The sequence below is a fragment of the Vibrio sp. 1F255 genome, from assembly GCF_041439145.1.
Lineage (GTDB): Bacteria > Pseudomonadota > Gammaproteobacteria > Enterobacterales > Vibrionaceae > Vibrio > Vibrio crassostreae_C.
Genome location: NZ_JBGONQ010000034.1, coordinates 1 through 23,581, shown reverse-complemented (window position 1 = coordinate 23,581; position 23,581 = coordinate 1). Strand labels below are relative to the sequence as shown.

Genomic DNA, 23,581 nt, shown 5'->3' with positions numbered 1-23,581 from the left:
GTTTTTAATGAGTAACTCATATAATAAATGCCATTCTTGAGGAAATTTATTGCAGCTTTGCCTTTTAGCCTTTGCCTTTTCTAAAAAGCTGTAAACGAGTTTGGTAGGAGAACAACATGGAGAGTTCAGCTATGTTAAGCAAACCAGCGACAGATGTCATATTGCATGCCTTTGACTGGTGCTACGCTGACGTAATGAAGAACGCCCCACTGATCCAAGAGTTGGGTTATAAATCTGTTTTAGTATCACCGGCGATGAAATCGCTGCGCGGCCCTAAAGGTTGCGATCGAAATTCTGGTACTCAATGGTGGCAACGCTATCAGCCCCAAGACTATCGTGTGATCGATAATCAGTTGGGTGACACACAAGATTTTAAAGCGATGGTCGACACGTTAAAGCGACATGGGCTTCGTACTTATGTGGATGTGGTGTTTAACCACATGGCCAACGAATCGGGTATCCGCGGTGATCTAACGTATCCCAATCAGCAAGACATGGCGTCTTATCAAAAAGATGCTGACTATTATGAATCCATACGTTTGTTTGGTGACCTTTCTGAGCCTCTTTTTGATGAGAACGACTTCGTGGAAGCGTTTGGTATCAAGAACTGGAAAGACACGTGGGAAGTGCAAAACGGGCGTATTACCGGTGGCGCCAGCGATCCTGGCCTGCCAACGCTACTCGATAACGATAATGTGGTGGCACAACAAAGAGCCTACCTAAAAGCACTGAAAGAGATTGGTGTGAAAGGATTTCGCATTGATGCGGCAAAGCATATGACACTGGCACACCTACGCAAGGTGTGGACGGATGACATCTGCGAAGAAATGCACATCTTCGGTGAGATCATTACCGATGGCGGCGCGACAGAAGAAGAGTATGAGCTGTTCCTTGAGCCTTATCTTAAACACACTCGCTTAGGCGCTTACGATTTCCCGTTGTTCAACACCATCTTCAAAGCATTTGAAGAGCAGGGCAGCTTTAAGTCTTTGATTAACCCATACTGTTTTGGTCAGGCTCTGTCGAATATGCGAGCGATCACGTTTGCGGTCACTCATGATATTCCCAATAACGAGGTGTTTTTGGAGCATGTGATGGATGAAGTGGATGAGCGATTGGCTCATGCTTTCATTCTTGGTCGAGACGGCGGTGTGCCGCTTGTTTACAGTGAACTGAGCACCAGCGGTATTCTGGACAAGAGCGGTCAGCCTCGTTGGCTTAACGACTGGCAAGCGCCTTACATGAAAAGCATGATTCAATTCCATAACCATGTTCATGGCGAAGCGATGCGTGTGGTTGAAGCGAATGATGATTTGTTGGTGTTTGTCCGTGGCGATAAAGGCATTGTGGTGATCAACAAGTCGAAGCGAAGCAAAACAGCCTCATTAAATTGGACTGGTGCGGTAACCGATTTACTGTCGGATGATGTGTTTGAATGTGTTGGTAAGGATTTAACCATCAAGGTGGAATCGAACCAATGCATGATGTTAACGACGAATGAATTGAAGCCTGTCACGAGTTAACTTGGATAGACTAGAAAGAGAAGCCCCGCTTACTGGCAATCAGTAATCGGGGCTTTTTATTTTAAGCTATTGCTCGGTAACTAAACCAAATGGCGACTCAGCCAAACGGCAACTGAGCCAAACCTTGGTTAAACCGTAAACTTATTCAATAGCTCGTCTTGTTGGCGAACATTGTCAGTTTGCTGCTGCATTGCGGTATTCGCTTCTTGAGCTGCGTTGGATACTTGTGTTGAAAGATCTTTGATCTTGACAGTGTTGTTATTGATCTCTTCCGCTACCAAGCTCTGCTCTTCTGCTGCTGAAGCAATTTGAATGTTCATATCTGAGATGCGTTGAATCGCGTCACGGATACGGTCAAGTGAAGAGTTCGCTTGCTGAGCGCGTTCAACGGCGTCAGTGGCTGTGTCTTTACTTTGGTTCATCGCGTTCGATACTGAGCTTGCACCCGCTTGGAGCTGTTCAATCATGTTGCGGATTTCAGTCGTCGACTCTTGAGTACGCTGCGCCAGAGTGCGAACTTCATCGGCAACGACTGCGAAACCACGGCCTGACTCACCAGCACGCGCCGCTTCAATAGCTGCATTCAATGCCAGTAGGTTGGTTTGGTCTGCAATATCGTTGATTACTTTTAGAATCGTTTCGATGTTGGCTGTTGCTGATTCAAGTACTTGTACTTCGGCAACCGCTTGGTCGATACGAGCTGAAAGGTTATCAATCGCTTGAGTGGTGTCACTTACGACAGATGTGCCGTCTAGCGTTGCTTCATCAGCTTCACGAGCCGCCGCAGCCGCGCCTTGAGCGTTGTTCGCCACTTCAGTTGCAGTCACCGCCATCTCGTTCATTGCAGTCGCTAACTGTTCAAGCTCTTGAAGTTGCGTATTCATTGCGTTTGCTGATTCGCCTGCACCTTTAACCGTGATTTCAGTACCGCGTTTAATCTCAACACCAATCGCTTTCGATTGAATAATTTGATTTTGCAGGTTTTCGGTAAAGGTGTTGAAGCCTTTCGCTAGGTCAGAGAACTCTTTGTCTGTGTTGGTATCTAGGCGCTTAGTTAAGTCACCTTGTCCACTTGCTACATCTTGAATCGCTTGGTTAAGTGCATCCAGTGGACGCATTAACACGCGAATTAGAACTGTTAGAGCAATGATGCTGAGAATTACCGCAATCAAAGAGTAGATCATTGAGCTGTTCTTCAACTCTTCAACGGTTTGGAAAGCGATCTCTTCATCCAGGATGGCACCGATGTACCAATCTTCACTAGGGATGTGGGTGAAATTAACTAGGAACATTTTGCCGTCGACTTCAATTTCTTGAGAGCCTTCACGAATAGTCGCTTGTGGCATGTAGCTTGATAGCGTTTCACCGTTGTTTTTCGCATTTGGGTGAGCAATCGTGGTGCCGTCGGCTGTTACTAGGAACAGATAACCCGCATCAAACAAGTTCACTTGGTTGACCAAGGTAGCAAGGTTCGTCAATTCTAGGTCGTAGAACATACCCGCAGTAAAGCGGCCGTTGTCTTTAACTGGAGTACCTACTGATATGATGACTTTCTTACTTGATGCATCCACATAAGGAGCGGTAACAACTAAACTGTTTTTGGATTTAGCATCAATGTACCAAGGACGAATTCGTGGGTCGTAGTCTGGACCGGCATCCCAACCATCATCATTTTCAATAACGAAACCGTTTGCTTCATAACCAAAACCAACCGCTAGGAAGCTGTTTTTAAGCTTTGGCTTTTCTAAGATTTCTTTAACGTAAGCGCGATCTTCAGGGTTGATCTCGATGACTTCAGTCGTCGATTGAGCCAACGCTTTCTTGGCGTTCATCTCCGATACGACGGTATTTTTCACGCCCGAGACCATCTCTTTCAGGCTCGCATTGACGTGGTTTTCTACTGCACTTCTTACAGTGTAAAGTTGTTGTATTGAAAGCAATGATACTGTCACTAGCAGCAAGGCTGATGATGCAGCAACCACCTTATGGCTAAATTTCATTGAGTTTTCCCCTTCTCACAGGCTTTGCGAAGACTAAAGTTAATCGTGTTTTTGTAATTATATATATCGACTAGATTGGATTTTACTTGAATGTAATTTCACAAAATAGACTACAAAAATACAACAACCTAAACAATGCAAAATTCACTAAAGCGCATATTTGTTGCTTTTAGTATTTGGTTCAATGAGTTGGGGAATGGGGCTAGACGGAGTTTAAGGAGGAATTAAGAATGTATTAATTTGATAGTTATGCGTTCAGTTTTCTATTAAAAAGAGGCGGGGTGAACAAACGATATGAAATCAAATGACATGCAGAGCTTATAAATTAATTGAACTCCAAATAATACTGTGTATATATTTTCGCAAATAAAAAGCCCCACAAAAGTGAGGCTTTATAAACTGAATCTTTATTGAGTTACATAAGTAGTATCTAATTTAGAATATTAGATGCGCTACACCAGCGATAACTGGAAGCGTAATTAACGTACGTAGAATAAAGATAATAAACAGTTCTAAGATGTTCACTGGAATCTTACTGCCTAGAAGTAGAGCGCCCACCTCAGACATGTAGATCAGCTGAGTTACCGACATTGCTGCAATAACAAAGCGAGTCATCTCGTTGTCGATAGAAGCGGCAAGAATCGCAGGAATAAACATATCCGCAAAACCAACAACAATCGTTTCAGATGCTGCAACCGCTTCAGGAACACCAAGTAGCTCTAGGAATGGAATGAAAGGCTGACCTAGGATTGAGAACACAGACGTGTATTCCGCAATAACCAGTGCCATTGTACCTAAACCCATAACAACAGGCAGTACGCCAAATACCATATCTACGGCGTTACGAACGCCTTCGCCAAATACAGATTTAGCCGACTTTACTTGAGATGCTTTATTTACCGCTAGCTCAAGACCCCAAGAGAACGTTGAGTGACCTGCTGGGATCGCGTCAGCGTCTTTGTGCGGCTTGCTGCCATCAATGAAAGTATCTTTCTTCATGCTTAGTGGTGGAAGGCGAGGGATGATCACCGCTGCCACAATACCCGCTAAACAGATTGCTGCGTAGAAAGGTAGGAACAGGTGCTCTAGTTCTACCTGAGCAATAACCACAAGACTGAATGTGATAGATACTGCTGAGAAAGTCGTACCAACAACCGCAGCTTCACGCTGAGTGTAGAATTTCTTCTCGTACTGTTTGCTTGTAAGCAGGATACCAACACTGCCGTCACCCAACCAAGAAGCCATACAGTCAATAGCACTGCGGCCTGGTAGGTTGAAGATTGGACGCATGATTTTACTTAGTAGCGTGCCAAACAGCTCTAGTAGACCAAAGTTAAGTAGAAGCGGAAGTAGCAAACCAGCAAAGATGAATACTGAGAACAGTGTCGGAAGCAGGCCTTCTAGAACCAGACCACCAGTATTTTCTTCCCAAATAACCTCAGGCCCAACTTGGAAGAAAGCCATAACGGCTGCAGCACCACCAATTAAACGAACCAGCAACCACAGTGGAGATGGGTTGAAAAGGCCGTTTAAAAATGAATTTGATGTAATGAATGTAGGCTTAAAAATGGTGCTTAAAACTGAAGCTACAGACATGAAAGCAACGATCGCAGTGATGATAGGAACTAGATATTCACCGAAAACCGCTTGAATTGATTTGGCTAAGATAGCTACAGGGATGGTTAGATCACCTTGATAGCTGATTGGCGCCATGAAAAGGAATAAACCAATCAATGATGGGATTAAGAAAACCCAGAAACTGCCTTTAGATTTCTCTGTTTGAGCAGTATTCTTGTTGTTAGACATGTTATTGTTCTCGAATTTCTACACGTAAAAAAGCCACATCCTTGGCATTTTTATTCACTAAACGTCCGTATTTTCTCATTGGGTGCAAGATTACCCAGTATTAATATCGCTTGCAATACTATTCATCAAATATAGCTAAATATTCATACTGGTTATTCTGCAACGTATTAAGAGTTTAGAATAAAGTGTTGCGGATGTTACGTAGTTTGAGGTTATATTGCCAGATATTTATAAATTGACTGGGGTTTCAGTTCGATAGGTCAAGTATAACCAGTAGCTAAACGCAATAATGAAAGCAAAAGAGGCAGGGAAAGCCAATGCCAAGATTTCGAAGCGTTGGAACAGACAAGCGCCAATTAAGCCGCCAAACAGGAAGCCAACCACAATGAAAATTAGCAGTTTGGCTTTACGGCAGTCAAAAGGCATCCCCTTTAAGCGAGCGCCAATCATGATCCCAAGATCGGTAATGATCCCGCTCATGTGTGTTGTTCGAATGATTGCCCCGCTGTAAGTGGTGATCATCGCGTTCTGCAAACCACACGCGGCTGAAGCGAAATACTGACCTGAAGTATAGCCTTGCAACAGTGTCCACAGCGCCAAAAACAGCAATCCACCCTCAATACATAGTGCAACACCGTAACGGCGTCCTAACTTCAATGCTTGGTTTTCAATAAAGAACCCGCTGAACGCCGCACCTAACATGAAGCTCATGATCACCAATAGGAGGTGAACAGAAGCCGAGGTCGGTGTAAGCAGGCTACTGCCTAGCAAAGACATGGTGCCGGAGATATGGGAGATAGCTTGATGTTGGAAGCCAAGTAAGCCGATAGCATTAACACTGCCAGCAAGACCAGCTAACAAAAGGGCGCCGTATTCAACCCAGCGAGGTAACTTAGAAATCATGTGGTTCACCCTGGGTTAAATAGAGGAGCAAGATTATAACGCTAGACAAAAGATACGCTAGCGCTGTGAAGCGTTGATATTTGATCTTAGGCAACAGTATTGCAGTTTGTTTTAATACTGTTGCTATATAAAGATAACGGTCAATAACGAGATAAAGATAACGCTCAATGACGAACTAGTTGTAATGGCTCATTTGGTGGTCGAACTTAACCCAACCGTGTTTGCGTTCTTCATAAACCGAAAAGCTCGGCAGTGGGAAGTCTTGCTCTTTAAATAATCCGAGCGGGACGATATAAAAATCAGCGGCGGCAACCGACTGCAAAAGCATGGTGGTGCCACACTTGGGACAAAACTGATAGGTGACTTCATTACCCGTATCGCTGATGCGTGAAAAAGAGGTCACTTCACCGCTGAGTGTAACTTGTTCTATTGGGAACCGAGCCTGAACGCCGAACACACTTCCGGTGCGTTTCTGACACTCATAGCAATGGCAGACAGATGTACGTTGAGGTTCACCTCGGCATACTAGGTTGACTGCTCCACAGCGGCATTCGCAACTTCTGATATTTCTGTCTTTAATATGATTGATATCCATCCATGCTCCACTTCTGGTTAACCCTGTATTGATAATTATACTAAAGCCCTTTATGGTCTGCACAACTGGATGAAAACAAAAGAATATAATTGCCCATGAAAAAGAAAATCTTACCTATCCCTCTGATTCTACTGATTCCAATTGTCATGCTGGTTGTGGTGATAGTAGCGGGTATTTATCGCTTTAGCTTAAGTGATGAAGAGATCTTGGCGAAGTTTCCTTCTTCTCAAGTGAGTTATGACCCAGTCGTAGAAACCGTTTTTGATTTGAAGACGACCAATCCATGGACAATTAAAGTTCCTGAGACTAACGCCTACGCTTTTATCAATGAAGTTGATGAGCCTAGAGCCATCGCGTTTGGACGCTATGACTCAGGTGTTGAGCGCGGTGTGGTAACGGTAGACACCAATAATCTTTCAGCCGCCACGTTGGGCAAGGCGAGTTTCTTTGTCGCGCCGATGTGGATATCTAACCAAGGCAGCGGTGTTTTCTATTATCTAGGCCTGTTTAAGCATGACCAGCAACGAAGCCGTGTGGTGTTAGTCGACCAACTTTTACTGGGTGATCGTATACAAATTCAGACATTGGAGGTAGCTCAGCAGCCAGGTTCGCAATCACAGAATAAACTTACTGGGGAAGGTTTTATCGGCTTTACTCAGCATTCTGCGGAACAATCATTTGCAGAACCCCCTTCTGAAAAGGTGTTAATGAGTTTTTCTTTTGATACGCAATCAATTGGTAAGCAATAACGTTTTCGTGAATGTAAGGATCTGTTGTTTATGTGAGCCAAATTACATATTATCTTAGTTAGATGAATGAAATTTAGACACAGTTAGCTTTGTGTCCGCTTATTATTACAAATGGAGCTTGCGAATGATTAATAAACGTTTTTTTAAGACGAAAGATGAAGTTGAAGTGACCTTCGAGCTAGAAGCTCAAGAAGCGAACTCTGTATCCATCGTTGCTGACTTTCTTGATTGGAAAGCCACCCCAATGAAAAAACTGGCCAAAGGTAAGGTTTACAAGTTTAAAACTCGCCTACCTAAAGATGGCGAGTTTCAATTCCGCTACCTAGTTGATGACCAACAATGGGTGAACGATGCGAATGCCGATCGTTATATCCCGAATGAGTTTGGTGAAGACAATTGCTTGGTATCGACGGTTAACGCTTAATCGAGATGAAGTAGCGTGAATCAATAGAAAGCAGAAACTAGCCGTTTCTGCTTTTTTATTTTGGCGGTTAATATTATTAATCGTGAAGCGGGTTTCCACTTACGGTAACTCAATGACTTAGTCCAAATTGGGCAGATTCACATCATATTATGACAATGCAATGATGATTTATGCGTTTGAAAAGCATATCCTATGCCTTTATATCGTAGAAAGACCTGTTTACCGTGTATTCAAAAATATTTCCCTCTCCGTTTACTGAGCTTTCACCTGTAAAAAAAGTAGCTATTTTGGGACTGCCACTTATTGCTGCGATTGGTGTTGCTTTGCAATCGTCACAATCGGATCTGACGAAAACGATCGATCTTGATTTGCCCGACTCAACCGTTATTGAGTCAATTCTGTCACCATCTTCTGTTACCGTTATTGAGCCGCCGACATTTGAGTATCAAATTCAAACGGGCGATAACTTGAGTAGCATCTTCACTCAGCTTGGATTTTCTTACAAATCGATGATGAGCGTGATGGAAACTGATTTGAACTTCCTTGCTTTAGATACGCTTCGTCCGGGTAATACATTACGCTTTTGGCGTGATGAAGCGACCGGCGACCTTTCTAAAATGGAACTTCAATTTAGCGTCGCGGACAAAGTGGTTTACCGATTACTTGATGACGGCAGCTACGAATTCGAAGACATCTCTATTCCTGGTGAATGGAAGCAAAAACCTTTAGTGGGTGATATTCAAGGCAGCTTCTCTATGTCGGCGAACAAGGTTGGCCTGAGCAGTCTTGAGATTGACCATATTGTGACTCTTCTTAAAGATAAGCTGAACTTTAGCCGAGACCTACGTGCTGGCGATCAGTTTGAAGTGCTTCAAAAAGCGCAATATGTTGATGGTGTTGCAACCGGAAAACGTGAAATTGAAGCAATTAAGATCATGAATCGTAACCGCGTTGTGTCAGCATACTTACACACTGACGGACAATATTACGATGCTAATGGCGATAGCTTACAACGTGCTTTCCAACGTTACCCAGTGAGCAGTAGCTGGCGCCAAAGTTCTCAGTTTAACCCTAAGCGCTTACACCCTGTGACTGGCCGCATTTCACCGCACAACGGTACGGATTTCGCGACACCAATTGGCACACCTGTTCAAGCAACGGGTGATGGCAAAGTGATCATGACGCGTAAACACCCTTATGCGGGTAACTATGTGGTGATTCAACACGGTAGCACTTATAAAACGCGCTACTTGCACTTAAGCAAGATCCTTGTTCGTAAAGGACAAACGGTATCTCGTGGTCAACGTATTGGCCTATCGGGTAAAACGGGTCGAGTGACAGGTGCTCACTTGCACTATGAACTGATCGAACGTGGTCGCCCTGTTGATGCGATGAAAGCGAATATCCCAATGGCCGATTCTGTGCCTAAAAAGGAAAAAGCGACATTCACAGCCGCGAGAGATGAAGCCGACAAGCTATTGAAGGCAGCGTTAGAAACGCGTAATCTAGCAATGGTTAATAATGCTAGTAAGTAGCTAGCCATTAAACTGTTTTAAAGCCGCAAGAGCATCACAAAGCACAGTCAGTGTTAAGTGATGCTCTTGCGGCTTTTTAGTTCTCAATAGAAGGTTCGGTAAGGGTTTAAACTAAAGGCTCTGAGTGCGCGACATAGCTAACGATAGCTTCAGGCCGCATTGGAGGTGAGTAGAGGTAACCTTGGATCTTGTCACATCCCATCGCGTGCAGCTTTTCTAATTGCTCACGCTTCTCAACACCTTCCGCAACCAAAGATACATCGAGTCTATGGGCCAGTTGAACAATCAGCCATACTACGCTCTCTGAGGTCGAACTAGTTAACAAGTCTCGAATAAAGGTCGCATCAATTTTAATGCAATCGATAGGGTAGCTGTGGATGTAGTTCAAACTGGAGTAGCCTGTACCAAAGTCGTCGAGTGCAATCGTGAAGCCTTGTCCTCTCAGAAAGTTAAGCGCGGATTTTGTCTCTTGTGTTGGCGATAACAGAACGGTTTCGGTTAACTCGATAACAAACTCATTCGCCTTAAAATGGTGCTGTTCAATGGTTCGAGTCAGGTAGGATATATAACGTTTCGAATCAGTAAGCTCGTGCGCAGAGCAGTTGATTCCAAGTTTAACCTTGTAGCCCAAGCCTTGCTCTAGTGTGGTTTTAGCGCGGCACACCAATTCAATAATGCGTTCACCTAATTCGACAATCAGCCCTGACTCTTCTGCCACTTGAATAAACTCTACGGGTGAGATGTCTCCATGTCTGGCGGTTTTCCAGCGAGTCAGTACCTCGAAATATTCCCATTGCGTTTCACCTTGACCCACAATCGGCTGTACCACTACGTACATTCCATTGCTGTCGGGGATATAGCTTTGTGAAATTGGGTTTTCCAGCTCACTTCGTAGCGCTGCGACTAGCTCGGTTTTTCTTTGGTAACGAACTCTTAAGTGAGTGTCATAACATTGAATATGAGTATCTTGGCTGTGTTTACACTCTTTAAGCGCCAAGCTGGTATTGAAGATGATTTGCTCAACGTCTTTGTTGTCTCCATCCGAACTGGCAATACCGATGCTGACGTCGAAATCTATCTTGATATCAACGCTACTGTAGCCCTGCTTAATTTTGGCCAGTATTTGTTCGCACACGGCTATCGGATCAGAATGGTAGGTGATGAAGGCGAACTCGTTGCCAGCAGTCCGGAAAGTCAGGTTGCTTTCGGGTAAGGTTCTCCGCAAGGTTTCTGCGACAAATTGAAGTACTTTATCGCCAATATAATTGCCGTGCATGTCATTAATGGCTTTGAAGCTATTGATATCGAGTAAAGCCAATGTAAACGGAGTGACGCTCTGTTGAGTAATCGACTCTAAGGTATCTGATAAACAGCTTCGGTTGAGTAACCCGGTTAGGCTGTCGTGTGACACCTCATAACTAAGCTGATTTACAAGTTGTTCGGAACGATCGTTAAACCACATTTCACGCAAGGTGTGGATGATGATGTCGGCGAACAATTGATGGTGCTTTACCACGTCTTGTTGCTGATCAGGGCTAAGAGGCGAGGTGAACGTTGAAAACAGCACGCCCATCACTTCGCCACTTTGAGTTCGAGTCGGGATCGCGATGGAGTTTTGTGAGGTGATTTCCTGCCTAAATGCCGATGTTGGCAATGACTGGACGATGTACTGAGCAAATGAGCAATCTGGGTGTCTTTGATTGACGGCTTGTTGGTAGATGTGACCATGGCGCGCATTGATTTTGTCATGTAATACATGATCAGAATGGGCGATCACCAAAGGAACGGTTTGGTCAGGGAAGTACTTCTTCTCAATGATGCTAGTGTATTGAGTATCAAAGGTCTGATGTAAAGTAAGCACAGCTGACTCTAAAAGGTCGATACCTTCCAATTTCAGCAAACGGCCAATGCGCTCTGTGTCTATCATGCTATTGTGCGTATGTTGAGTCATAGCCACCACCCCTAGTTAACCAGATTCACTGTGTAAGCGGTATACGTATTATCTTGTATATGTGCGAACTTGTATAATCTATATGCGTCAAGTTTATTATTGGCCGTGTTGTATAACTTTTCAAATTAAAATGTGACTTATTTCACAGAGCTTGCGTGCTACGCTCTTTGTCTAGCCTGTCTTTCAGATGGTCCAAAAAGAGCTTGGTTCGCGTGTGCGAGTAATCAAGCTTAGGGTAGTATGCGTAAACCATCACTTCGTCGGCGGTAATATTTGGCAATACTGGAACTAATGTCCCTTGCTTTAGATCCTCTTTGATCATCGCTTTGATGGTTAACAGTACGCCCATTCCTCGCTTCGCAGCATGAAACAAAGCCTCTGGATTGGTGGTCGCAAAGTTACCATTGAGGGTGATGCGTTGCCCTTTGGTGAGTGTGACTTCTCGGGTAGGGCGCTCTCCCCAAATCAAAGAGTTGTGTTGTTCTAAGTCCTGCTCGTTGGCGGGGTAACCATGTTTAGCTAAATAGCTTGGCGCTGCATAGAAGCTGGCTTTGTGTTCAAACAGCGGTGTTTTCTTGAAGCTTAAGGAGTTGAGCTGTTCCAGTTCACGACTGATCACCAGATCTAAGCCCAGTTCAGGTAATTGGCCTGGCGTGGTCGTGATCAGCTGCACCTTAATGTCTGGGTATTTTTCTAAGAAGTCGTCCATGTATTGCACCAGAAACTTAGAGCCAACCGCAATCGTAGCGCCAATCTTTAATAGGCCTGCTGGGGTTTGGTTAACCGAGCGAGTCTCATCAATAATGGACTGCCAATTGTCGAGCTGATCCTTGGCTCGCAGGTAAAAGAGCGCACCTGCTTCGGTTTGGCTAATTGATCGCGTGGTACGCTTTAACAGTTGGGTGCCGATGCGCTCTTCTAACCAGTTCACTCTTTTACTGATCGCCGAGCTGGTGGTGTTCAGCTTTCGAGCAGCACCATTGAAGCTGCCTTCTTCGACTACTCTGACGTAGCTTTTTACGTTAAGAATCCAATCCATATTATTTCCTGTTAGGACTTAATAAAATTCCAATTTAGCTAATTATCAATTATTGGTTTTGAATGTAAACTCATCTAATGAACAAATATCAAACGAATAGGGAATTTTTTGAGCCAATCGACCTTTAAAAAAACGCCGTTACTCTTAGCAATGATGATTATTGCTACGGGGCAGGTGGGTGTGAGCATCTACTTGCCAGCATTGCCGTTAATTGCTTCTGACTTAAGTGCTACTCAAGTAGATGTACAGCTGCTCGTCACGCTGTTTCTGGTGGGTTTTGGCTTGTCTCAGCTATTTTACGGACCGATGTCCGATGCGGTGGGAAGAAGACCTATTTTCTTGTTAGGTCAGGGTGTTTATTTGATTGGTACAGTCGTTTGTGTTGTGTTTTCTGACAATATGACGGCGCTAGAAGTTGGTCGCTTGCTACAAGGTTTAGGGGCGGGTAGTGCCTCGGTTCTTGGGCGAAGTGTGCTTCGTGACAGCTATGATGGTTCACAGCTTACCAAAGCGTTGTCTTATATCTCGATCACCGCGTCGATTATGCCGATCATTGCGCCGGTATTCGGTGGTTGGATTTCATTTCACCTCGGTTGGCAGGAGGTGTTCCTGTTCGTTTTATTGTATCTACTAGCGATATTCACACTGGGTTACTTTGTTCTGCATGAAACTTTGCCATACGGAAAGAGCCGCTTTGATGCGTGCCAAGTGGTGAATAACTACGGACGCTTGTTGACCAATCGCCAAGTGTTGACCAGTGCCAGTTACAACTGGATGAGCTACATGGCGAGTTTGGTATCGCTATCGTTGTTTCCATTCTTAATGCAAGAGCAATTGGGGCTGACCGCCGCTGAGTATGGTTCATTGATGATTGTCCCTTCGGCAGGCTTACTGATCGGTAGCGTCGCTTTAAACTTACTCAATCGTAGGTTTAGTACGCCCCAACTGATGAGCCTAGCTATTTTGATTATCTTGGCATCGGGAACTTGGCTTCTTACTCATGAGTTATCCATCTTTAACTTGGTTTGGGCGTTTACTTGGTTGGCGATAGCACAAGGCATTTCGTTCCCATTATCAATCAGCATGTTATTAGAACCTCATAAGAAGCAAGCGGGCGCAGTATCGGCATTGTCGGGCTCTATTCAGATGTGTTTAGCGGGTTTATTGGGTGGGTATCTGGTAGAAAGTTGGGTCACGACTCATCTACAGTTAGGCGTGTTCTACCTCATTATTGGCGCAGCCATGGGCGGAGTGCTTTGGTCTTCAACCAAAATGAACAACAAAGGCGATACTGTTGAAGTGGAATATAGCTAAACACTAAATTCACTATCGTTTAACGCACCATCGTTAATACGTTGTATTTGTGCTGATGGTTTTCTACAATGCTTCGGTCCATTGAATAGGTAAGAACAAAATGCAGCAAAATGAATTTGAAGTACTGGTAAAAGCTATCTGCGCACTAGATGGCCTGCCTCAAGCGCTTGAGCTATTGAAATCCAATGAGGATACAGAAGTCGCTGAGGCTGCTGCATCACTGACTGGTCAATTTGCACTTGCTGAAGTGGAAGGCGAAAAGCGTATTTACCACGTGACGCTTCAAGAAAATGAACAAGGCGAAGAGCAAGAGTACATCGAACATGTTATGAATGAAGGCGATGACTTAATCAAATTTGCAGCTTGGTTCTTTGAAACGATGTTTGAATTGAAGCAAAAAGACACATACCAAATTGCCGGTAAAACTTACAGACAGCCAAAGCGCAGCTAGGTTTCTCAGTAAAGCATTTTAGAAAGCAGCTCTATTGAGCTGCTTTTTTTATCAGTGTCTAAATCAATGTCTTGGGTTGTTATTAGGAATGGAGCATTAAGCTCAAACCAGAATTTAGGTTAACTCATTGATATACAAAAACAATGCTGATTAGCACAGAGACAAAATTAGGCTAATTGCAAGTGAATGCTTAATATTGCATTAAAGTGTGATTTAGATCTTGTTTTTGGGCGTTTTAAGTGTAGAATCCGCGCTAAAGAAAGTTGATTATGTGCGGAGATAAGCATGAATTACGAACTAGGCCACGCATACCTTGGTCAAATGGCAGCAAAAAACATGATGCACGACGCATTGTACGGCACTTCAAAGCCAAAGAAACCATCGTTCTTTAAGCGAATGATGAAGAAAATGGCTAAATAAGCATTTTCAAAAACGGAATTTTAAAAGGCCTTAAACTCGATGAAGTTTAAGGCCTTTTTCGTTTTAGCGATTGGTGAAAGTTATCGCTTTGTTTTGTTGTGGATGGACACAAAAAATACCAATTAAGCTTCTGACTAATGGCTTTTAATGAACTCAGCCAGCAGATTGATTGGATAAGTCGACCACATTATTAGGGATGCTATCTAAGCCATTCTCTTTCATCCACGCTTCTAAGTTATCGGCACCACCGATGTACTTACCATCAAGCCAGATCTGCGGGACGGTGACCGGTGTTTTCTCACCAATGTGTGCTTTTACCTCTGGAATCATACGGTACAAAGCGGCGCTGTCTTTTACGACATCGTGGTATTGGTATTCAACACCCGCTTCATCCAGCATTTTCTTCGCTTTAACACAGAATGGGCAGGTCGCCTTACCATAAACGATGTTGCCTTTTAGGCTGTCTCGTTTGGTCCACTCTTTGATCACCGATTGGATTAACACACCGCGATTCAGCGCTTCACCTTGGCTGACCACTTTGCCTTCAACAACAAGGATTGGAGCATGCCAAGAGCCTAGTTTTAGCGGCTCCCACCAGTGAGACAACCAATCTTTCACTTCCAGTTCGACATCGACATCGGCCAACTCATTCTCAAAAGTATCCTTCAGAATGTCTTTGGTAAGGGTACATTCTCCACATGGGATGTTAACTTTAAATGGACCCCAGCTGCCTGCCCAACGGTATAGTGTAATCTTGACTGGTTTCTTCATGGTTACGGCCTCGTTTGAATTCTCTTATCTATATAGAACGGACTGTTGAACTATTTATTTCACCAACCTTAAACTTTCTTCACTTTTGAAGGTTTTTTAGTTTCCCAGTGCGTTATAAATGCAACTGACGCAATAATAATAGCAGCCCCTAGCCATAAACGACCCGGTGGAACCCAACTAAACACAATCCAACCTGCTAAAACGTTTAGCGGTAATTTGGCGTGGTCAAAAGGTTGCACAAACGAAGCATCAGCGACTGAGTAGGCTTTTACAATCGCCCATTGAGCGAGTGCCGTCATAACACCGATAACAATCAAGATAGCCCAAATTGTGCCGCCGCTTGGCGTCTGCCAATCTGGCGCGGCAAGCAGGATGTTAAATGGTGTGATTAATAGCAGCAGGTAAACCACCATGGTTGAAGGGCTGTCTTGTGAAGAGAGCTTTTTCACCATCAGTGAGTAGCATGCCCAGAAGAAAGCGGCACCGACTGGTAATAACGTTGCCCAGTTAAAATCTTCAGCCCACGGCTCTAGAATCACCATCGCACCTACGAAACCGGCTAAGGTCGCGCTCCAGCGAGCAGCTCCAACTTTCTCCTTGAGGAAAAGCCCTGAACCTATGGTTGCAAACAGTGGCGACGTCATGAGAAGGGCAATGCCTTGCCAAATTGGTACTGGGTAAGCCAGTGCCCATATCCAAAGTTGAATACCAATAACAGACAAGAAGACACGAAATACGTGCAATTTGAGGTTGTCGGTTTTTAGCGCGCGACGAATGCCCAGCGTTTTCAGATAAGGAAGAATAGCGAACAACGCGATAGCGTATTGAATGACGGCGACGGTGGTAGAAGTAAGTCCGAAATGAATGCTAGCAATTTGAGTTAGGCTGTTAATAACGGCAAAGGCTAGGCCTGCGGTTAGCATCCAGCTAGCGCCTTGGATCGGATGGTGTTGTGACATGATGCTTCTAATTATTTGATGTGGTACACCTATGATACGGATTTAGCACCACTTAACCAGAAAAAGCATTGATGAAGTCAGTCAGAATATTTGAATATGAAAAAAGGTTGAGCTATTGCCCAACCTTTTAGTCTGTATCTAAAGTCGATTTAGATTAGAAGTCGTAACGGATGCCCGCTTGTAGTTGGTCATCTTTATTGTCTCGCTGTTCAAACTTGTAACCAGCATATGTGCGAATGTGGCCGTTAAACTTGTACACCGCTTCAATAGCAAAGTTATTTGCTTCTTCGTCAGCCGCTTTATCGAACTCGCCGTAGTTGTATACACCAATTAGTGATAGCTGTTTAGTTGCCTTGAAGATAGCTGAAAGCTCATAGCCTGTGTAGTCTTCATCTGCAACTGAAGCCATTGTGTATAGACCACCAACAGTAAGCGCATCCATAGAGAACTGAGCTACAAGGTTGATTTGGTCGTCATCGAAGTTACCATTTTTTTGAGAAACATAACCCGCACCAAGGTCAAAAGCACCTAGGTTGTACATAGCAGCGAGGCCAAAGCTATCGGCATCTTTTTCATTTGCGGCGATATAGTTCGCTTGCACTGTCAACGCGTCAAACTCACCAGAGTAAAGGAAGTTATTCTCACGTTTATCTTTGTTGCCATCAACGGCATCAGCAGCATCTGCACCAAATGTTGCCATTGTATCTGTAATGTCAGTCAGCATTACCTGTGAAGAATCTTGCTTACCGTATGAGAACTCACCGAATTTGGTTCCTAAACCTGCGTAGTAGTAGCGATTGGTAAGAGATTCATTTTCAATTTTTACAGTATTGCCACTTCCGTCTTCGAACTCTGTTGTTGATGCGCTAGTGAACTCTGCTTCATACTTACCGAATCCATATAAACCGTCAGAAAGTTCAGATTTACCTGAAATATTCACACGAGCTCGTGACTTGTCTTTGAAAGAACTGTCAGATGCGCTTTCGTTGTTGTCAGATACGTTGAAACGAGCCTCCGCACGACCGCCAATTTTAAGTTCTGTACCATCAGAGCTGTAAACTGTTGCTGCTAGAGAAGAACCTGAAACTAGTGCCGCTACCACTGCAGAAGCTAGAACTGCCTTTTTCATAATCACTTACCTTGTATTTTAAAATCCGTGAGCAATGTGCTCTCCGTTTCGATATGAAGCTAATTTAGAGCAGCTAAATTAAGCTTTCATTTCTATAAAATTACATTTTCGTGAATAGGGAACTTTTTAAGTGTTGATTTTATTGCACTTTCATTTCAATAGACTGAGTGGTTTGTGAATGGTTATATAACTTATCGGTTCTTAAGTGCAGACTTTCACAAGCTTTTATTTAGGGGAAGTGATGATGATATGCGTGAGTATTATGGGAAAGTCAGAGCTTGTTCATCTTATTAACTGTTTGTACTGATTAAGATATCCTCTATGATGCAAAAACTTAGAAGAGAATAGATTTTGCTCAACAAGATGGAGACGTTGGATGAAAACAGAGTACTTAGGCGATGTTTTACAAGGTAGGCAGGTTATTGGCTCCTTGAATGTTGAAGACCTACCCGTTGGAGAGCACCAGTTTTGGTTTCAAGTCACCAGTGATGGGCTAGGGCAACCTAAGAACATGCCGGTTTCTGTTTTCAAAGGCAGTCAAGAAGGTCCTAAGTTGATGATCACCGCCGGTATTCACGGTGATGAGCTAAACGGAGTGTTGGCTGCACAGCAAATTATCAGGGACTTAGTCGGTAAAACGCTCAAAGGTACGGTAACGATTGTGCCTACTGTGAATTTGTCTGGCTTGCTGAACCATAGCCGTGATTTCATCTCTTCGGATCCGGGCTCTTGCCCTGCCAACCTTAATCGACTCTTTCCGGGTGATGCGAATGGCTTAGCGGCAGAGCGCTTTGTTGCGTCTTTGTGGGATCGCTTACTCAAACACAATGCGACATTCGCCGTTGACCTACATACCCAAACTCGTGGCGCGGTCTACCCACTTTATGTTTTTGCTGACTACCGAATTGAACAATGCCTTGAAATGGCAAGGTTGATGACGCCAGATTGTGTTCTCAATGATCCGGGCGACCCAGGTATTCTCGAAACGGTTTGGAATCGAAGTGGAATTCCTAGCATTACGGTGGAAGTGGGGATGGGTAAGTTTACTCAGCCTGATATGATTCAACGAGCCGTGGACGGTGTTTTTAATATGCTGTCTTACTACGAGATGCTTGATGGTGAAGAACCGTTTGAGGCAAAGCAGCTGCCAAGTATGGACTGGATAGAAGGCAACAACGTCGTGTCTATCCGCGCCGATATCGGTGGCTTTGTGCTGCCTCAGATCGAGCTTTTGCAAAGTGTCGAACAAGATGATCTGTTGGCTATTCAATATGACGCTTTTGGTAATGAGTGTCGCCGTTATCACGCACCATCTTCTGGTCGTGTACTCAGCTATAACGTGGATGCATTAAGGGAGCCGGGCGCGCTTGTTTGTCGCTTGCTGAGTTAAGCAAAAAAAGACCGAGCAAGGCTCGGTCAAAGGACAGTTGTCTTGAGTTAACACGTCTTTGACTCATCGACAGAACTGCTTTTAGCGTAGCGAGGGTAAATTAAGAATCTATTGCGAGATGGTGACACTTCGACTTTTTTTGTTTCAAAACCATGACTTCAAAACTGTCGTTTCAAAGTGTTCTATTGTTTCGAAGCAATGAAAAAGCCGACTGCGGGTTGCGCGAGTCGGCTTTTATTCACTTCTCTTTCGAGTCTTTATCTCTATCTACACTCGACTAAAAAGCGTCATCCACGATATCTTTAAGTCGGTCGTAAGGCACATACCCTGGTAAAACATTTCCGTTCATCATCATGGTTGGAGTGCCCGTTAAGCCGAGTGCACTGAACGTTTGATGGTTAGTGGTTAGAACCTGGTTTTGTTCTTGAGTTGTTTTTAGTTCCGCCTCTGTTCCCGTCTTCTTGGCAACGGCTTCTAGTGAGCTTTTCGAGTGAATACCGCTTTTCGCCATCAGCAATCTATCAACTTCAGGGAATGCTGCTGGGTTATCTTTCCATACTTTCATCGCGTATAGCGCCGCGTTGGTGTCTAGCCCTGCAACTTGTTGTTGCTTAAACGATAAGTACACGTTGATCACTTTAATGTCGCTGTTTTCAGAGGCTAATTGAACCAAGCCTTTTTCCAAGCGCTTACAGTAAGGGCAGTTGTAGTCAGTAAAGTTAACGATGACTGATTTGCCATCCGGATTGCCCGTGATTGGGTGAGCGTCATTGTTGTACAACCAATCATGGCTTCCTGCTTGAGCTTTCTTCGACTGTTCTTGACCTGCTACGTACTGCTCTAAACTGGTATGCAATCCAGAGATCGTCGATGGGTTTTCCTTCAGGAATTGATTAATTTCTTCAAGTTGTTGAGTTTGTTCTTTGTTTAATTCTGCGAAGGCATTAGTACTCATTAATGAGCCTAAAATCAGTGCGCTTATCAGATGCTTTTTCATATTGTCTTTTCTCTAATTCGTGATAATCGTGAGCGCTTATTAGGTTGCGCTCACATTAATATTGTTTGTTAAACTGGCTGAGTCGGTTTATTTACTTAGCTTTGCTCTGTTTTTCTTTGTGAGCGATTTAGGCAAAGTAGGTTCTTAACCACAGGCCGATAGGGGATGTAACGCCGGTTGCGATACTGCTAATCTTTCCATCTTTGATGATGACAATACTTGGCGTGACATTAACGCCCCAACTTCTGCTGATTGACCCAGAAAGATCATTGATAACAGGGAAGTCATACCCTTTTGCATCCAAGTAGCGCTGGACACGTTCGTCTGGACCAGACGATAGAGCGACCGAAACCACCTGATGGGAATCACTGAAGCTATTAACCGTCGGGCTTACAAATTTGCAGGCACCACACCAAGTCGCCCAAAAATAGACAATGACTGGCTTACCATTTTTGCTTAGCTCGATAACATCAATATCTTCGCCTTGGAGCGATTGACCCACAATTGGAATCGCATCACCCTGAGGCATGCTTCTGCTGTGATAAAAGTCCATGGCAAATGAAACCACGCCAACGATCAATATCATTGAAACCAGTTCCTTTCCCCACTTCTTAAGACGACTTGGCTTTTTGGCCTCACCCTTTACAGCGTCGTCTTCAATCGTGCTAGATTTATCTTCATTGTTGGGAGTCTTCATCAGTTATCTCGCAGCGTCGATGGCTTGAACGACAGTGTCACTGTTGAGAATGACAGGCAGTGGAATACCGCTTTTATAGCTCGGGCCGTAGACGATATTAAATGGCACACCAAATCGCCCATTACTTTGTAAGTATTGAGTGACACTTTCACTTGGTGTTGTCCAATCACCTTTCATCAAAACAATGTCTTCTTGCTGTAGGTGACTGTAGACAGGGTCTTGAAGGATGACGCCGATCTTGTTGGCTTTACAAGTGATACACCAATCAGCAGTCACATCAACAAACACCGTTTTGCCTTCATCAACGAGCTGAGGGATTTGCTTCGCATCCAGCTTTTGCCAAGCGAGATCGTCAACAATCGGAGTCGCCCAGTTATCAGCGGTGACACTACCGACGATCAATGCAGCACCAAACACCAAGGTTGTGGTTGCGACGATAGGAATAAGCACCTTGCGACCCAACTTACGGCCAATCCAAATCAATACTGAAATCACGATAAATAGCGACAGCAGGATAGTTGGGAATTTACCAATGAATGGGCTAAGGAGGCTTGTTAGCCATAGGCTGGTAATGAACATCATTAAGCCAAATACCAGCTTAACTTTGAACATCCACGCCCCAGGCTTTGGAAGCAATTTGGTTAGGCTTGGGAATAGCGCAAAGATCAACCAAGGCGCACTCATACCGATACCAAGCGTGATGAAGATAGCCCATAACTCTTGGTAACTTGCTCCAAGTGCATACGCGACAGCGGTTCCTAGGAATGGCGCGCTACACGGCGTTGCTAACAGCGTTGCAAACATGCCTTGAACAAAGTGGCCTGAATGTGAGTCATCGCCTTTGGTTGCCATCCAGGTGTTTAAACCTGATGGTAGTCTGAATTCGAATAACCCAAGCAGGTTAATCGAAAACAGCAAAGTGATGATCAGCATGAACCCGATGAACCAAACATTTTGGAACTGGATTCCCCAGCCAATTGCATTACCACCCATTTTTAGAGCGGTCATACCTAGGGCTAACAGCGCAAATGATGTAATGACACCTGAAGCAGAAGCTAAGAATGAGAGTCGAATATGACGATTAGATGCACCTTGGTTTTGAAGGATGCTGTTTAATTTCATTCCTAAGACTGGCAACACACATGGCATGATGTTGAGGATCAAACCACCAATTAAAGCGAAGCCTATCATCGCCAAAAAGCCGTTGTTGCTTGTTTGGTAAGCGATCGGTTCTGAGCCAACTTGGGCCGTCATCTCTTCGGCGAAATTAGTGTCTGAAACGGTGACACTCACGTTACGGTCCGTTAAGTCGACTTCACCTATCCAGTTGCTCACATCAAATACGGCCGTCATTGTATTGTCTGTGATGTAGACGCTTGGTTGAGAGAAGAAGTCATCAATCACTTCTTGCCCGTCAATCAACACCATCGGCTTATCCCAGCCATTTTTACTTGTCAGCTGAGTAACCAGTTGCTGCTTGCTCTTGTCCCAAAATAGACCATTGACTGAAGTGCGATTAGCTTCTCGTGGAGATTGGCTCATGCCTTGGTTGAACAAGAACATCGCTTCTTCATCGAGCGCTAAAGTTTGTGGGTCAATCGGCAGTTCGATATCGTAATCGGTTAACACACAGATATTGGTACACGACGGAAAGGTAAACGATGCCCTGAATATCGCAGGCTTCGTGTTGTCTTTCAGGGATAAAGTGACAGGAAAGCTGACATGTTTTTTGTAGCCTAACGTCATGACGTCAAGCTGCTCGTAGTATTTAGGTATCGGCCAGTGCCACTCTACTGACTCAATGTTTGTTGAACCAGACCAGTCCCAGCTTGGCGGAATGCCACCTTCGCCTGGGCTGCGCCAATAGGTTTTCCAGTCGCCGTCGAGCACGACATCGAGCACGGTTTGGATCTTAGAGCCGTCATCCGACTGTTCACCCGTCGACATCATTCGCATTTTAACAGGCGGATGCTCAGGCACACTAAGCCAGCCCGTTGTCTGTGCCAAGGCGGTAAATGACGTCATAACCAAAAGGGCAGTGACTAAGGTTTTCGCGCATGTACGCATAGAGAATGCCAATGAATCGACAAACTTAGTTAGTAGTGTGTTGTACACAAATGTATCTCCAAAAAATAAATAAAAGGGTGTAGTAGCCCGGTTATTTACTCTCTAAATATACAGTGCTTTAGATGCAATCGGTGTTTTGTCGGTCGAGTAGAGCGATGATTGTCTCTAGATAATCTCGAGATGTGAGGAGGTAAGTTAAACGCAACAGCAATAATAAGTACGAATGGGATCAGCCAGCCGGTTTTTGGGGCGGCAAAGGTCAGCATTTTCGAACTTAGGCTGCATGAATTTGAATTGGGGGACGTTAACATTTTTGAGGCTTCTAAGCCGAAAACGCTGGCGTATAGAGCAGCCATTTTTTCTGAAGAAGCGATGTTGGTTTGAGGGTTACTGGTTTCTGTATGAGTTTGTGTGCTAACTAGGACTGATTGGCCATTAGCGGATGCAGATAACGATACTTTCTTGACGGCCAGAGTGCTCGCCAGACAAGTTACGATAACCAGTCCGGTAAGGAAGAGCGCCCAAAGCGAATGCTTTTGTCGGCGGTTCTGTGTGGATAAGAAAAGTAGCGATGTGTTCAGCAAATTAGTCAGTAATCAAATCTGTTAGTCGTTAAAGCAAGCTCATTGAATTGTGGTTAGCTTAGATAAGTTCTCTTCGTGCCACAAGTCATAAAATGGTTAAAGTGAAACTATGTATAAATGCGGGAAACGGCAGATACACGATAAAAGACGCATAAACACCAATTCACGCGAATACGACATTGAGCTGTAGCTAAAGTTCACAACAACTGAAAGTTATCGCTAATTCATAGACAGGATCTTAAGAGCTAACTTGTTTATTTAGATAGAAAAAAGGCTT

Annotated in this window: 20 protein-coding genes; 8 read left to right on the top strand and 12 right to left on the bottom strand. The window is 44.2% G+C overall.

Annotated elements, in window-relative coordinates; translation table 11 throughout:
- The first annotated feature begins 116 nt into the window (after nt 1-116).
- Nucleotides 117-1,523, top strand: a complete 1,407-nt coding sequence (locus ACED41_RS17640) for an alpha-amylase family glycosyl hydrolase (RefSeq protein WP_017062749.1) — start codon at nt 117-119, stop codon at nt 1,521-1,523.
- 128 nt (nt 1,524-1,651) lie between these two features.
- Here the strand turns inward: ACED41_RS17640 and ACED41_RS17635 are convergent, their stop codons facing one another.
- From ACED41_RS17635 to ACED41_RS17620, 4 genes are all read right to left on the bottom strand, one after another.
- A complete protein-coding gene (locus ACED41_RS17635) occupies nt 1,652-3,523 on the bottom strand; it encodes a methyl-accepting chemotaxis protein (protein ID WP_371725360.1) in 1,872 nt (623 codons plus the stop codon).
- A gap of 435 nt (nt 3,524-3,958) precedes the next feature.
- The gene (locus ACED41_RS17630; protein ID WP_017067418.1) at nt 3,959-5,329 is read right to left on the bottom strand and encodes a YjiH family protein; all 1,371 of its coding nucleotides are present in this window, start codon (nt 5,327-5,329) and stop codon (nt 3,959-3,961) included.
- A 228-nt stretch (nt 5,330-5,557) separates the two neighbouring features.
- Nucleotides 5,558-6,232 (bottom strand): YoaK family protein, encoded by a 675-nt coding sequence (locus ACED41_RS17625; RefSeq protein WP_102427987.1) that lies wholly within the window; start codon nt 6,230-6,232, stop codon nt 5,558-5,560.
- Nucleotides 6,233-6,407: 175 nt separating this feature from the next.
- The gene (locus ACED41_RS17620) at nt 6,408-6,890 is read right to left on the bottom strand and encodes a GFA family protein (protein ID WP_170926836.1); all 483 of its coding nucleotides are present in this window, start codon (nt 6,888-6,890) and stop codon (nt 6,408-6,410) included.
- Between the two features lie 32 nt (nt 6,891-6,922).
- On the opposite strand from ACED41_RS17620, the gene ACED41_RS17615 reads away from it, so the two are divergent.
- From ACED41_RS17615 to ACED41_RS17605, 3 genes are all read left to right on the top strand, one after another.
- Entirely contained in the window at nt 6,923-7,576 is a 654-nt protein-coding gene (locus tag ACED41_RS17615) for a hypothetical protein (protein WP_017064322.1), read from the top strand.
- A gap of 124 nt (nt 7,577-7,700) precedes the next feature.
- Nucleotides 7,701-8,000 (top strand): isoamylase early set domain-containing protein, encoded by a 300-nt coding sequence (locus ACED41_RS17610; RefSeq protein WP_009845720.1) that lies wholly within the window; start codon nt 7,701-7,703, stop codon nt 7,998-8,000.
- 224 nt (nt 8,001-8,224) lie between these two features.
- Nucleotides 8,225-9,535 carry a peptidoglycan DD-metalloendopeptidase family protein gene (locus ACED41_RS17605; RefSeq protein WP_371725359.1) on the top strand — a complete coding sequence of 437 codons (1,311 nt, stop codon included), beginning with the start codon at nt 8,225-8,227 and terminating at the stop codon, nt 9,533-9,535.
- A 106-nt stretch (nt 9,536-9,641) separates the two neighbouring features.
- Here ACED41_RS17605 and ACED41_RS17600 read toward each other — a convergent pair whose 3' ends face one another.
- Together ACED41_RS17600 and ACED41_RS17595 are read right to left on the bottom strand one after the other, a co-directional pair.
- Nucleotides 9,642-11,486 (bottom strand): bifunctional diguanylate cyclase/phosphodiesterase, encoded by a 1,845-nt coding sequence (locus ACED41_RS17600; RefSeq protein ID WP_065583705.1) that lies wholly within the window; start codon nt 11,484-11,486, stop codon nt 9,642-9,644.
- Between the two features lie 142 nt (nt 11,487-11,628).
- A complete protein-coding gene (locus ACED41_RS17595) occupies nt 11,629-12,525 on the bottom strand; it encodes a LysR family transcriptional regulator (protein WP_017062741.1) in 897 nt (298 codons plus the stop codon).
- Nucleotides 12,526-12,633: 108 nt separating this feature from the next.
- Here ACED41_RS17595 and ACED41_RS17590 point away from each other — a divergent pair, with 108 nt between their 5' ends.
- The 3 genes from ACED41_RS17590 to ACED41_RS17580 all read left to right on the top strand — a co-directional run bounded on the left by ACED41_RS17590 (nt 12,634) and on the right by ACED41_RS17580 (nt 14,710).
- Nucleotides 12,634-13,839, top strand: coding sequence for a multidrug effflux MFS transporter (locus ACED41_RS17590; RefSeq protein ID WP_371725358.1), 1,206 nt, complete (start codon nt 12,634-12,636; stop codon nt 13,837-13,839).
- Nucleotides 13,840-13,939: 100 nt separating this feature from the next.
- Entirely contained in the window at nt 13,940-14,290 is a 351-nt protein-coding gene (locus tag ACED41_RS17585; RefSeq protein ID WP_017057980.1) for a hypothetical protein, read from the top strand.
- 285 nt (nt 14,291-14,575) lie between these two features.
- Complete coding sequence (locus ACED41_RS17580; RefSeq protein WP_371725357.1) at nt 14,576-14,710, top strand: hypothetical protein; 135 nt, start codon at nt 14,576-14,578, stop codon at nt 14,708-14,710.
- A gap of 153 nt (nt 14,711-14,863) precedes the next feature.
- Here ACED41_RS17580 and ACED41_RS17575 read toward each other — a convergent pair whose 3' ends face one another.
- The 3 genes from ACED41_RS17575 to ACED41_RS17565 all read right to left on the bottom strand — a co-directional run bounded on the left by ACED41_RS17575 (nt 14,864) and on the right by ACED41_RS17565 (nt 17,569).
- Nucleotides 14,864-15,481: a glutaredoxin domain-containing protein gene (locus ACED41_RS17575; RefSeq protein ID WP_017062739.1), complete on the bottom strand. Its 618-nt coding sequence runs from the start codon at nt 15,479-15,481 to the stop codon at nt 14,864-14,866.
- 68 nt (nt 15,482-15,549) lie between these two features.
- On the bottom strand, nt 15,550-16,440 hold the full coding sequence (locus tag ACED41_RS17570) for a DMT family transporter (protein ID WP_017068384.1): 891 nt from the start codon (nt 16,438-16,440) through the stop codon (nt 15,550-15,552).
- Nucleotides 16,441-16,594: 154 nt separating this feature from the next.
- Nucleotides 16,595-17,569, bottom strand: a complete 975-nt coding sequence (locus ACED41_RS17565; protein WP_371725356.1) for a porin — start codon at nt 17,567-17,569, stop codon at nt 16,595-16,597.
- A 376-nt stretch (nt 17,570-17,945) separates the two neighbouring features.
- Here ACED41_RS17565 and ACED41_RS17560 point away from each other — a divergent pair, with 376 nt between their 5' ends.
- Complete coding sequence (locus ACED41_RS17560; protein ID WP_371725355.1) at nt 17,946-18,959, top strand: succinylglutamate desuccinylase/aspartoacylase family protein; 1,014 nt, start codon at nt 17,946-17,948, stop codon at nt 18,957-18,959.
- A gap of 277 nt (nt 18,960-19,236) precedes the next feature.
- On the opposite strand, the gene ACED41_RS17555 is transcribed toward ACED41_RS17560, so the two are convergent.
- From ACED41_RS17555 to ACED41_RS17545, 3 genes are all read right to left on the bottom strand, one after another.
- Nucleotides 19,237-19,956: a DsbA family protein gene (locus ACED41_RS17555; protein WP_371725354.1), complete on the bottom strand. Its 720-nt coding sequence runs from the start codon at nt 19,954-19,956 to the stop codon at nt 19,237-19,239.
- 127 nt (nt 19,957-20,083) lie between these two features.
- Nucleotides 20,084-20,653: a protein disulfide oxidoreductase gene (locus tag ACED41_RS17550; protein ID WP_371725353.1), complete on the bottom strand. Its 570-nt coding sequence runs from the start codon at nt 20,651-20,653 to the stop codon at nt 20,084-20,086.
- Between the two features lie 3 nt (nt 20,654-20,656).
- The gene (locus ACED41_RS17545) at nt 20,657-22,720 is read right to left on the bottom strand and encodes a protein-disulfide reductase DsbD family protein (protein ID WP_371725376.1); all 2,064 of its coding nucleotides are present in this window, start codon (nt 22,718-22,720) and stop codon (nt 20,657-20,659) included.
- Nucleotides 22,721-23,581: the final 861 nt, after the last annotated feature.